The sequence below is a fragment of the Bacillus sp. UNC125MFCrub1.1 genome, assembly GCF_000701305.1.
GTDB lineage: Bacteria > Bacillota > Bacilli > Bacillales > Bacillaceae > Bacillus > Bacillus altitudinis.
Genome location: NZ_JNIG01000012.1, coordinates 149,110 through 160,968, shown reverse-complemented (window position 1 = coordinate 160,968; position 11,859 = coordinate 149,110). Strand labels below are relative to the sequence as shown.

General features: G+C 42.2%; 11 protein-coding genes. 4 read left to right on the top strand and 7 right to left on the bottom strand.

The window, feature by feature from the left end; all coding sequences use genetic code 11:
• Positions 1–144 precede the first annotated feature (144 nt).
• The gene (locus N521_RS10170) at positions 145–1,377 is read right to left on the bottom strand and encodes an NADP-dependent malic enzyme (RefSeq protein WP_007501712.1); all 1,233 of its coding nucleotides are present in this window, start codon (positions 1,375–1,377) and stop codon (positions 145–147) included.
• Between the two features lie 141 nt (positions 1,378–1,518).
• Positions 1,519–4,854, bottom strand: a complete 3,336-nt coding sequence (gene dnaE, locus N521_RS10165) for a DNA polymerase III subunit alpha (RefSeq protein WP_035391154.1) — start codon at positions 4,852–4,854, stop codon at positions 1,519–1,521.
• 137 nt (positions 4,855–4,991) lie between these two features.
• On the opposite strand from dnaE, the gene N521_RS10160 reads away from it, so the two are divergent.
• From N521_RS10160 to N521_RS10150, 3 genes are all read left to right on the top strand, one after another.
• The gene (locus N521_RS10160) at positions 4,992–5,333 is read left to right on the top strand and encodes a sporulation membrane protein YtrH (protein ID WP_007501717.1); all 342 of its coding nucleotides are present in this window, start codon (positions 4,992–4,994) and stop codon (positions 5,331–5,333) included.
• On the top strand, positions 5,330–5,833 hold the full coding sequence (gene ytrI, locus N521_RS10155) for a sporulation membrane protein YtrI (RefSeq protein WP_007501718.1): 504 nt from the start codon (positions 5,330–5,332) through the stop codon (positions 5,831–5,833). The genes N521_RS10160 and ytrI overlap by 4 nt, the downstream gene beginning before the upstream one ends.
• Before the next feature lie 109 nt (positions 5,834–5,942).
• Complete coding sequence (locus N521_RS10150) at positions 5,943–6,128, top strand: YtzJ family protein (protein ID WP_008346082.1); 186 nt, start codon at positions 5,943–5,945, stop codon at positions 6,126–6,128.
• A gap of 48 nt (positions 6,129–6,176) precedes the next feature.
• On the opposite strand, the gene N521_RS10145 is transcribed toward N521_RS10150, so the two are convergent.
• Positions 6,177–7,118 carry a DHH family phosphoesterase gene (locus N521_RS10145; RefSeq protein WP_007501719.1) on the bottom strand — a complete coding sequence of 314 codons (942 nt, stop codon included), beginning with the start codon at positions 7,116–7,118 and terminating at the stop codon, positions 6,177–6,179.
• A 147-nt stretch (positions 7,119–7,265) separates the two neighbouring features.
• Between N521_RS10145 and N521_RS10140 the strand changes: the two genes are divergently transcribed.
• On the top strand, positions 7,266–7,568 hold the full coding sequence (locus N521_RS10140; protein WP_008343164.1) for a YtpI family protein: 303 nt from the start codon (positions 7,266–7,268) through the stop codon (positions 7,566–7,568).
• Between the two features lie 202 nt (positions 7,569–7,770).
• On the opposite strand, the gene N521_RS10130 is transcribed toward N521_RS10140, so the two are convergent.
• From N521_RS10130 to N521_RS10115, 4 genes are all read right to left on the bottom strand, one after another.
• The gene (locus N521_RS10130; protein WP_017358275.1) at positions 7,771–9,093 is read right to left on the bottom strand and encodes a CBS domain-containing protein; all 1,323 of its coding nucleotides are present in this window, start codon (positions 9,091–9,093) and stop codon (positions 7,771–7,773) included.
• 144 nt (positions 9,094–9,237) lie between these two features.
• Positions 9,238–9,921: a metal-dependent hydrolase gene (locus tag N521_RS10125; protein ID WP_035391153.1), complete on the bottom strand. Its 684-nt coding sequence runs from the start codon at positions 9,919–9,921 to the stop codon at positions 9,238–9,240.
• 67 nt (positions 9,922–9,988) lie between these two features.
• A complete protein-coding gene (locus N521_RS10120) occupies positions 9,989–10,744 on the bottom strand; it encodes an SDR family oxidoreductase (RefSeq protein ID WP_035391151.1) in 756 nt (251 codons plus the stop codon).
• 95 nt (positions 10,745–10,839) lie between these two features.
• Positions 10,840–11,745 (bottom strand): phosphotransferase, encoded by a 906-nt coding sequence (locus tag N521_RS10115; protein WP_035391149.1) that lies wholly within the window; start codon positions 11,743–11,745, stop codon positions 10,840–10,842.
• Positions 11,746–11,859: the final 114 nt, after the last annotated feature.

Genomic DNA, 11,859 nt, shown 5'->3' with positions numbered 1-11,859 from the left:
GGGGCGCTGAGTAGTTGGTATATGTGAATTGTGAACGTCTACAAAAAAATCTCATTTAGGATGAAAAAAATTTCGTATAAGAGAGGAAATGGTGCACGTTTTTCCTCCAATTTCAGAAAGAACGTGCACACTTTCCCATTTCGATTACTCGCCGATAATCGTTAATTTTCTTGTTTTTTCTGCAACAGCTTCTGGGTCTACTTTGATTCTTGAAACGCCCGTTTCCATTGCTGCTTTTGCCACTGCTTTGGCTACCGCTGGCGCTACTCGTGCATCAAATGGTGCAGGGATAACGTATTCCGCTGACAATTCTTCATCTGATACAAGGGAAGCAATCGCTTCAACAGCTGCAATTTTCATTTCTTCGTTAATGTGTGTCGCACGTACATCAAGCGCCCCGCGGAAAATACCAGGGAATGCAAGGACGTTGTTCACTTGGTTCGGGAAGTCAGAACGGCCAGTTCCTACAACACTTGCACCTGCTGCATGTGCATCTTCTGGCATGATCTCTGGGTTTGGATTCGCCATTGCGAAGATGACAGGATCTTTTGCCATTTTTCCAACCATTTCTTTAGTTAAAGCACCTGCTACTGAAACGCCGATAAAGACATCTGCGCCTTCAATCACTTCTTCTAAAGAACCTTCTTTACGATCTTGGTTCGTGAATTTAGCTACTTCATTTTTCACTGCATTCATACCATTCGGACGGCCTTCATAAATAGCGCCTTTTGTATCACACATGATGATATCACGTACACCGAAATGATAAAGAAGTTTGATAATCGCAATTCCTGCTGCTCCAGCGCCGTTTGCAACCACTTTAATTGAAGACATTGATTTTCCAGACAGCTTCAGTGCATTCACAAGTCCTGCCACTGTTACAATCGCTGTCCCGTGCTGATCATCGTGGAAAACAGGAATGTTTGTCTCTTTTTTCAAACGCTCTTCAATGATAAAGCAGTTTGGTGCTGCAATATCTTCAAGATTCACGCCGCCAAATGTCGGCTCAAGAAGCTTCACTGTTTCAACGATTTTGTCTACATCGTTTGTTGCAAGTGCGATTGGGAATGCATCAACACCTGCAAAGCTTTTGAATAAGACAGCTTTTCCTTCCATTACTGGAAGAGATGCTTCAGCCCCAATGTTTCCAAGCCCTAACACAGCACTTCCGTCTGTGACAACAGCAACCATATTGCCTTTCATTGTATAATCATACACTTTGCTTGTGTCGTCATAAATATCTTTACATGGCTCTGCCACACCTGGTGAGTAAGCCAAGCTCAAGTCTTTCGCATTTTTCACTTGTACCTTTGATTTTGATTCGAGTTTGCCTTGATTCTCTTTGTGCATATGTAATGCTTCTTCTCTTAATGACATGTGATGAACACTCCTTCAAGTGGAAAATGATTTAATGAATTGCTAAGTTGATAAGCACATACTTGGCAGTTTAAATACACAGAATCTTTAAAATGATAACACAATAGGTGAAATTGTAAAACATATTCAGACGATTTGTCATCATTTAATCACAACGTTTTGTTCACCTAGCAGCTCTTTTAACTGGAAAATGACCGCATGATCTGCATGAACTTTGTATGCATCTGGAAGTCTCATCGTCTTTTTTTGCTTTTCATAATACAAATAGACATCTGCTTCTCCGCTGTGCATGGAGATCACTCGCTTCACTTGTTCTAGCAGTTCCTGCGTATGGTTCTCTTCTTTGACTCGAATGTAGACAGATTCTTTTCTTTTAGAGCCCATCTCTTCCAGTAGAACAGCTTCTTGCACGATGATTTGACTGCTCTCATTTCTGACATCTATTCTGCCTTCAACATAAAGCATTGCGCCCTCCTCAAGTAAGGGGGACAGCTTTCTAAATTGCTCTGGAAAGACGACACCTTCCATTTCTCCCGTTTCATCCCCGAATGTGACAAATGCCATCGATTGTCCATTTTTTGTCCGAATCGATTTCACCTTTGTCAAAAGACCACCCATTGAGATCTTTCGCTTTATATAGGAAGAAAGTCTGATGATTTCCACTGCACCATTCTCTCTCAAACGATCTCGATACGCTTGTACAGGGTGATTTGATAAATATAACCCGAGTGCTTCTTTTTCAAATTGCAGGAGATCAACAAGCGGCAGTTCGTCTATCTCTGCATATTTTGGCTTAATGGAGAACGTTGTATCCCCAAGAAAGTCCAGCTGATCCTCAGGTGTTAAAAATGACACATGGTCTAACGCAATATCTATCGATGCTAATAACGAAGCACGATTTGGATGAAGCTCATCCATTGCCCCTGAGAAAATGAGGGCTTCAATCGTTTTTCGGTTGACACTCTTTGTTGATACCCTTGCACAAAAATCAAATAAATCTTCAAATGGCTTTTCCTGTCTTGCTCTGTATATATCCTTTACAGCTGACACTCCGACATTTTTGATCGCTCTTAAGCTGTAGCGGATCTCCCCTTTTTCAACCGTGAATGGAAATTCGCTCTTATTAATAGAAGGCTTCAACACAGATATCCCTTTTTCCTTTGCCTCATAGAAATATTGAGCCACTTTGTCTTCATTTCCAATCACACTCGTTAAAAGACCGCACATAAAATATAACGGATAATGCGCTTTTAAATAAGCAAGCTGAAAGCCGATCATGCTATATGCAACAGCATGGCTTCTATTAAAACCATAGTTTGCAAATTTGACGATTAGGTCATAAACGTCATTTGCAATGTTAACAGGATACTCCTTTTTTAGGCATCCTTCAACAAAATGGCTTCGCTCTTCATCAAGCACCTTTTTATCTTTCTTCGAAACGGCTCTTCTTAGTAAATCAGCCTCGCCCAGCTTAAAGCCTGCCATCTTTGCTGCAATCAGCATGATTTGCTCCTGATAGACGATGACCCCATATGTATCCTTTAAGATGTCATACAAATCTGGATGCGGATAGGAGACTTTCACTCTGCCATGCTTTCGGTCGATAAAGAGCGGGATATTCTCCATCGGACCCGGGCGGTATAAGGCATTGACTGCCACGATATCTTCTAGACTAGAAGGTTTCAGTCGTCTCAGCACCTGACGCATACCTTGTGATTCGAGCTGGAAAATCCCCGTTGTATCTCCCGCTGATAACAAATCAAACGTTTTCTGATCTTCATATGAAATGTCACTAAAGTTAATGTGGACGTTTTCCTGTCTTTCAATCTGGTTTTTAATGGATTCAATTAATGTTAAGTTTCTCAAACCTAAAAAATCCATTTTTAAAAGACCGAGATCTTCTAAATAATTCATCGCATATTGCGTCAAATACACTCCATCATGGCCTTCTTGAATAGGCACGACTTGTGTGAGCGGCTCCTCACTTAGAACAACGCCGGCTGCATGTGTTGACGTATGTCTTGGTAATCCTTCTACCTTTAAAGCGGTTTGAAACACTCTTTGCAGCTCTTCAGATTGCTGGAGCAGTGTTTTTAATTCTGAGGAGACTGTCACCGCTTCTTTCAGTGTCGTCCCTGGCTTTGATGGGATGAGTTTTGCAAGGCGGTCTGCTGCTTTTGAATCAATTCCCATCACACGTCCGACATCTCTTAAAGCTGCCTTTGCGGCAAGTGTTCCAAACGTGACAATTTGCGCCACATGCATATCCCCATATTTGTCTTTTACATATGAAATGATTTCATCCCTTCTCGTGTCAGGAAAATCGATATCTATATCCGGCATGCTGATTCGTTCAGGATTTAAAAAACGCTCAAATAAAAGCCCGTGACGGATCGGATCGACATCTGTAATAAACAGAACATACGCAACTAAAGAGCCTGCTGCTGATCCCCGGCCAGGACCTGTGACTATGCCATGATCATGAGCATACTTCATAAAATCCCACACAATGAGGAAATAGTCACTGAAATTCATTTTTTGAATGATGCTCAGCTCATACTCAAGCCTTTTGATATATGTGTCATTTGAAGCAATCTGTCTTCGTTTCATGCCTTCTTGGCACACTCTTCGTAAAAACTGATCAGCTGTTGATTGATCAGGCGTCGGATAAGTTGGCAGTTTCGTCTGACCAAGATTTAAATCGACCTCACAGCGGTTTGCAATCTCAACCGTTCTTGCCAGCAATTCTGGATCATCACCATACCACTGCGTCATTTCTTCGATCGATCTGAAATGCTTGTCTGCTTGGTCTTCCTCTATTTCTGATAACTGCTGGCCTGCTTTAATGGCCTTTAAACATGTATATGCGGTTTTGTCCTCTTGATGTATATAGTGGACGTCACCTGTTGCCACAAGCGGGATGTTCGCCCTTTTTGAGAGTTCCCTTAGCTTATGAGACAGCTCTTCGTCCTGCTGAAACGGCTGAACGGCTAAATACACATGTTCCTCACCAAAAAGATCTTTTAAATGGCTGGCCGCATCCCTTGCTTCATCTAGCTGATCATGTTGCAGCAGCGTTTCAATATAGCCGGATACGCCTGGTGTGATGGCAATAAGGCCATGATGATAGGCTTTCAGCCATTTCTCTTTCAAGCCGGTTTTTGACTTTGATTTCAAGACACTGCTAATTTTGATCAAGTTTTGATAGCCTTCATTGTTTTTGGCAAGGAGGATCAAAGGATAAGCCTCTGTCTCTTGTTCATCTATGAAGACAGAAGCTGTTAAACCAATAATCGGCTTGATGCCATGTGTTTTACATTCCTTATAAAATTCAACCGTTCCATACATCACATGGTCATCCGTAAGAGCGAGCGCTTGATAGCCAAGTTCTTTCGCCTTTAATACGAGCTCTTTGACCTTCGCTGCACTGCTCAACAAGCTGTATCCACTGTGGACCTGAAGATGAACATAGGACATGCTTAATCCACTCCTTTCGTCTAAATTCATTCTTTCATTATAAAACGCGATGCGGTGAGAAACAAATGTTCTTTCTTTTCCGCTCGTTCATACTTGTCCAGCACACGCCATATATTGAATAGAGTGAGGTGGGAAAAATGGATGTGAAGGAAGCCTTTATTCCAAACTTTATTAGTTGTTATTTTATCGCACTGGGGGTTATTTTGGGCGGTGCCATTATAGGCGGGGTAGGTGCATATTTATCTGGTCAGCCACCGCTATCAATTATTTCAAGTCTTGCCAACCGCTTAAAAATTTGGGCACTTGTTGCGGCAATCGGTGGAACTTTTGATGCGGTCTATAGTTTTGAAAGAGGGATTTTCGAAGGGAACACACGTGATATTTTCAAGCAGATCTTGTTAATTATCTCTGCTATGGGCGGTGCGCAAACGGGGTATCTCCTGATTACGTGGCTCACTCAGGAGCATGTGTCATCATGAGGGTGCCTGAGCTGTATAAACGTCCAGGCTGGCAGCGTTTTTTTGCTGGGATGATGTTCGGCGCAATTATCAGCTGGCTGATTTTTCTCTTTACGTATGGCACCTTTCAAGAGAAGCAAGTGACACTGCTCAGAAGCCAGCAGCACCATATGGACAGTCTGAAAGAACAAATCACACTCTATCGGGAAGATTTGCATAAATTAAATGAAGACAATAAGCAGCGTCTGCTTATTCAGAGCGTAGATGTTCACCTCGTCAACCGTGAGCAGTACAAAATCCCGGAGCCAGATACCTTAAAATTTGAAGATCAGGTGAAAGAGGATATCTCAGAGGTGATCACAAAGGATATTGAAAGTGTCTATAAAACAAAAGAGCTCTTAAAACGGACCGTGGAAAATAAAGAATATACGATTAGAGAAAAGGCATACCGCGCCAAAGTCACTGAGCTGACCATTTATACAAAGCTATCGCTTGAAGTGCGTATTTCCTTTGCTGAATAATAGATGATGTGGAATTTTTATGAATTTCTGCACTCAATGATCGCTTTTCACTTGTTATTTTTATACACTAAAAGAAGAACGAGATGATTATAAGAAAGAGGTGAGAACAATGGAGGTTTACAGCTATCGTCAAATGGCACGAGACAAAGCAAGCCGGATTAAAGACGGCATGTGTGCTTATGCCGAGACAGAAATGATGGCCCATTTAATTAAAAAAGAATTAAAGCATCAAAATCTCCAAGCCTATGAAGATTCAACTGACATCGGCTGCTGGTTCATCCCTGTATCCAAGTAACCCTTTTCTCAAGCACAAAAAAAGAGAGGGGGACTTGAAGCCCCTCTCTCACGATGATGATTTACATACTTCTTCTAAATCACGCAAAATCTCATCTGCAACTGCCCAATCATATATGGACGCACCGGCTGCAAGCGGGTGACCTCCGCCATGATATTTTTTAGCAATGGTGTTAATGACGACGCCTTTTGAGCGGAATCTCACACGAATCTGATCGTTCTCTTCCACAAAAAAGACCCATGCCTTAATCCCTGCAATATTTCCAAGTGTTCCAACAAGCTGTGAGGCTTGCTGCGCTGTTGTTTGGAACGACTCCAAAATGTCACGTTTAATAAAAACAGAAGCTACGCCATTCTCTGATAAGGAGATATGTTGAAAAATATAGCCATTTAATTTCACGACATTCAAATCTGTCTCATACAATTGATTGAAAAGGTCTGATGATGAAAACGGATATTCGATGAGTTCACCCGCATATTTGAGTGTCTTTTTCGTTGTGTTTGGGAAAAGGAAACGGCCTGTGTCTCCTACAATGCCGGCATAAATGAGTTCTGCCGCCTTTGTATTCAGCTGATATCCTTCTTCTTTCCCCTCTAAATACAGCTCATAAATCATTTCACTAACAGAGCTTGCTTCTGTATCAACCCAAAGCAAATCACCATACGGATCTTCATTCGGATGATGATCAATTTTCATCAGCTTATCTCCCATTGAATAACGCTGATCATCAATTCTTGCTTGATTCGCAGTGTCACAGACAATGACAAGGGCACCTTTGTACACTTCATCTGGCACCTCATCTAATTCATATAAAAATGAAAGGGATGGCTCAGGGGTTCCTGTCGCATAAATATTTTTTTCTGGATAGGTGGCACGCAAGATTTCCGTAAGGCCGCACTGCGATCCATATGCGTCTGGATCAGGTCTTACATGTCTATGAATGATGATGGTGTCATATAATGATATGGTTCTAATCAGTTCTTTTTTCATAAATACTCCTTCTTATGCGATACTCTTTTTATTATTAAATCATAATCTACCCAGACAGAAAAGTGAGGAATAGACAATTTATTCTAGTAAGCAAGCCTATTTACGTTTAAAATAGGGTTGTAACCACTTACAATGGAGGCTTGGCACATGCTTGTTTTGATTGTGTTTATTATTTGTTCTGCCATGTTTTATTTATACTACAAAGCAAAGAATGTCCGTACGAACCGGCCGGTCGAAAAGAAATTCTGGTCTGCCAAATCAAGTATGGCACTTGGCTGCTTTGTCCTGCTCTTCGGTGTGAATCAATTATTTTTAAACCGCTCGTCACTGGCATTTGTCATTGGGTTTGTTTTTGTTGCAGTTGGTATCGGCAGTACATGGGCCGGATATAAAGCCTATAAGCACTATCTTCCGCTCTTTTTAAAGGAAGGCGAAAAAGACCACGCATAATAGAGAAAGGGCTAAAATGAACTTTATTTTAGCCCTTTCTCTTCTTTTCAGCGTGATAGAAAACCTTTGCAGCCCTAGGAAGGAGGAGTACTGGCGCGGAGCGAATGTCACATTCGTGAGCACCAGCACGCAGGACTGATAAAGAATACGAGGGTTTGTTTACACGCTGAAAGGGCGCATTCATGCCGCCCTTTTTTGCCATTTATCCTCTCTCCATCAGCTGCACCATCAACATCGCTTTGCCTACAATATTTGACTGATGGTAAACTTCCACTTCCAGCTTTCCAAACTTGCGCCCAACTTCTAAAATATTCGGTTTGATCTGTATCGTGGATTCCATTTGAACCGGTTTTAAGAAATAGACAGAAAGACTTTCTACAATTAGCTCGCCTTTTTTATGAGACTTTAAGAAGCGGTTGGCTGATTCGATTAAAATTTGTGTAAACACACCATACGAAATATTGCCGAGCTGATTTGTCATTTGTGGTGAGACTTCATATTGGTACACCGCATCTGTTTTTGGTTTTTCTGTCTCAGTCTCCTTAAACCCTCGTGACACGACATCATCCAGCTTTTCACCGACCTGCGGCTGCTTTTGAATCATTTGCAGCGCCTTCAGCACGTCCTGACGGCTAATCATCCCAATCAGCTTCGCATGATCATTTACAACTGGCAGCACCTCAATACCTTCCCACACCATCATTTGTGCAGCTGAAGCGACAGATGTTTTGCCAATAACGGTCAGCGGATTTTTTGTCATCACCTTTTCAATCGGTGTAGAACGGTCATGGCCTGCAATATCCTTTGAGGTCAAAATGCCGTGAATTTTCATTTGATCGTCTGCTACCGGGAACCTTCCGTGCCCGGTTTCATAATTCTTTTCATACCATTTCTCAAGTTTGTCTTCTGGCGATAAATAGACGGTCCGTTCTATCGGCGTTAAAATATCCTCCACAAGCACAATTTCTTTTTTAATCAACTGGTCATAAATGGCCCGGTTAATGAGAGCCGCTACGGTAAATGTATCGTAGCTTGTTGATAAAATGGGCAGCTCAAGCTCATCTGCGAGCTGAATAATTTCATCATCTGTTGAGAATCCGCCCGTGACCAGCACAGCCGCTCCCGCCTCTAATGCTTGCCGGTGAGCATTGATTCGGTTTCCGACGATCAACAGGTTGCCTGCTGCTGTGTATCGCATCATCGCATCCAGTTCCATTGCACCGATGACAAATTTATTTAACGTTTTATGTAAGCCGGCTCGTCCGCCAAGCACCTGACCATCAATGACATTGACTACTTCCGCATATGTCAGCTTTTCAATATTTTCTTTTTTCTTCTGTTCAATTCGAATGGTACCGACTCGTTCAATGGTGCTCACGAACCCTTTATTTTCAGCATCCTTAATAGCCCGGTAAGCCGTGCCCTCACTGACTTTCATTTCTTTCGCTATACGCCGGACAGAAATTTTCTCTCCGACATCCAATGAATCAATATACGATAAAATTTGCTCATGCTTTGTCGCCAATCCCGTTCACCCTTTTTGTTTTCAGCGTTTTCATCTATATTTCATTATAAAGGCAGGAGGCTTTTAATAGCAATTTGTCTTTTACACGAGCACGATACAGGCAAATAAAAAAGCCGGTAGGGTGCCGGCTTTTGTTTATCATGATTATATATCGATGGATTCTCCGCTGTTTAATACGTGACCCACGCCGCCATGCAAGCTGTCTGCAAAGGCATGAGGATCTTGCTCAATCGGCGGGAATGTACTGTAATGAATCGGTACGACTTGTTTCGCACGAAGCCACTCTGCTGCGATTCTCGCATCGTCTGGTCCCATCGTGAAGTTATCACCTATTGGCAGGAAGGCGAGCTCAATATGATTCAGCTCACCAATGAGTTTCATATCCGAGAAGAGAGCCGTGTCTCCAGCATGATAAATTGTTTTACCTTCAGCAGTAAATAAAATACCGGATGGCATACCTGTATACGTAATCGTTTTGGATTCTTCATCAATGACCGCTGAGCCATGGAACGCTTGCGTCAGCTTGACTTTACCAAATTCAAATTCACGGCCGCCGCCTATAGAAAGCGGGTGTGTTTTCACCCCTTGCCAGCCTAAATAAGTGGCAAGTTCGAATGGCGCAATCACAAGTGCGTCATTGTTTTTAGCGATTTCAATCGTGTCTCCGACGTGATCTCCATGCCCGTGCGTGAGCAAAATCACATCTGCTTTGACATCTTGCGGTTTGATATCCGTGTGCTTATTTCCATTTAAAAATGGATCAATCCAAATATGGTATCCGTTTGTTTCAATGTGTACGACTGAATGTCCATGATATGTAGCTTTCATGTAAATATATCCACCTTTCGAATTTGATCTCATTTTTTTCTATTCCCTCTATAAAAAGCTGAAAAACTTAGTGCCTGTGAATGACATTAAGACCACCTGTTGCTTCAATGACGGTTCCTGTAATGAGGTCTGAACGGTCATCACATAGAAATGAAATGATACGACCGATATCCTCACCTGTCCCAGACCGACCAATCGGTGTTTCATCGTCTTTTATCTGACGTGCTTCTTCTATCGTTGATTCTTTCATGTCTCCAACGATTTTGCCTGGACACACCATATTAGCGGTGATGCCGTTTTCGGCTTCTTCAATCGCAATGGTTTTCGTCAATGACGCAAGGCCCACTTTTGCCGCTCCGAAAGCTGATCTGTGCATCCAGCCTGGCGCATGGTCTGCTCCTTGGAAGCCATATGTGATAATCCGGCCAAAGCCTTGTTTTCTCATCATAGGGATCACCATTCGGAACAAATGGAACACTGCGGATAGGTTGCCTTCCATCATTTGATACCATTCGTCTTCAGAGTAATCCGCGAGTTTTTTTCGTTCAAAAATATAAGGTCCAGCATTATTGATCAAGGCATCAATCCGCCCAAATCGTTCTACTGCCAGCTCGACCATGTTTTTTAAATCTTCTCTGTTTGTCACATCGCCTTGGACAAATTGAAGCTTTTCTTCGTATTCTTGCAGTTCTTCTTTCATCTGCCGGACAGCTTCATCATCACTTCGATAATTCACTGTCACAGAATACCCCATATTCAGTAAAGACTCGGTGACTTTCCTGCCAAGTCCTTTAGAACCCGCTGTTATTAATGCGTGTCGCACACAATCTCCTCCTAAAGCAAAGGTTGCAAGTTCATGTGTTTCTTTTGTTATCTTTACTTTACTATAAACCGGCTCCCTTCGCACTTTTGAACCCTTTAACAATGAGGGGAAAACCGTATAGGGTGATTCATCCACTTTTTCATATCCCATGAACCATGGATATCGAGAAGCAGCGAAACAAACCGGTAGCATTCTCTCACCTCATGAAGCTGACGAGGAAGCGGGCAAATCTCTTCATATCCTAATTGAACCGCTTGTGCAGCTTCTTTCGTCAAAAGGTATTCGAGTGCAATCAAATCAAACGCAGCTGGTCCAAATACCACATATTCCGTATCAACTAGACTCGCCACTTGATCATCGTCTTCAATATATTGCGATGGGTCTAAATCAATTAAAATGAGACTGGCTGCATCAGGAGGACTTAGCGTTTCAAGCTTTTGCTGCACCTTTTCTGCATAATCCTGATATTCAGGCTGATCAGCGTAATAGCGGCTGATGAGTTTGGAGACTGTCTTTTTTAACAGCGCATGGAATTCTCTCAAATGTCTCTTTTCTCCCCCGTATACTGCACCGAAAAAGGTTGTTTGATATGAATGAAGATGCGCTAGTTTCCTCCCGTAATCCCTATAGAATTGTGCTGAACGGCCCTCAAAAGATGTTAAAGGGATTCCTTCTACTTTTTCCATGACATAAAAGTGTTTCCCCGCCTTCTTCACTTTACGAACAACTTTCGGAATATGAAAGGAATTCGTATGAGCCAACTTTTCATTGATTTCATCAAGATGCTCCTGTACAGTACGGGCATCTACTCCATAAATCATGTTGATCCCATATACAAATTCACTTTCTTCTCTTGCAGTTTTTGGAGATTTCACTACATATTCCGTCTGATCTTGCAAGGAAATCAGCCACACATCATTAGCCCGGCCGTCGTATGGTTCTCCTAACGTTTTCACTGATACGATAGGCTGATCAAACAAAGCCTGAAGCGTTTTCTTCATGAACTGTTGTCACTCCTTATTCAGCTTGACACTGGTATGCTTTCATTTTCTCCAGTGAAGATCAATCTCCTTTTTCCCATGAAAAAAAACCATCCGTATAAACGAATGGTTTTG

Coding starts and splice junctions, on each gene's coding strand:
- N521_RS10170 (WP_007501712.1), bottom strand. CDS start 1,377: ATGTCATTAAGAGAAGAAGCATTACATATGCACAAAGAGAATCAAGGC.
- dnaE (WP_035391154.1), bottom strand. CDS start 4,854: ATGTCCTATGTTCATCTTCAGGTCCACAGTGGATACAGCTTGTTGAGC.
- N521_RS10160 (WP_007501717.1), top strand. CDS start 4,992: ATGGATGTGAAGGAAGCCTTTATTCCAAACTTTATTAGTTGTTATTTT.
- ytrI (WP_007501718.1), top strand. CDS start 5,330: ATGAGGGTGCCTGAGCTGTATAAACGTCCAGGCTGGCAGCGTTTTTTT.
- N521_RS10150 (WP_008346082.1), top strand. CDS start 5,943: ATGGAGGTTTACAGCTATCGTCAAATGGCACGAGACAAAGCAAGCCGG.
- N521_RS10145 (WP_007501719.1), bottom strand. CDS start 7,118: ATGAAAAAAGAACTGATTAGAACCATATCATTATATGACACCATCATC.
- N521_RS10140 (WP_008343164.1), top strand. CDS start 7,266: ATGCTTGTTTTGATTGTGTTTATTATTTGTTCTGCCATGTTTTATTTA.
- N521_RS10125 (WP_035391153.1), bottom strand. CDS start 9,921: ATGAAAGCTACATATCATGGACATTCAGTCGTACACATTGAAACAAAC.
- N521_RS10115 (WP_035391149.1), bottom strand. CDS start 11,745: ATGAAGAAAACGCTTCAGGCTTTGTTTGATCAGCCTATCGTATCAGTG.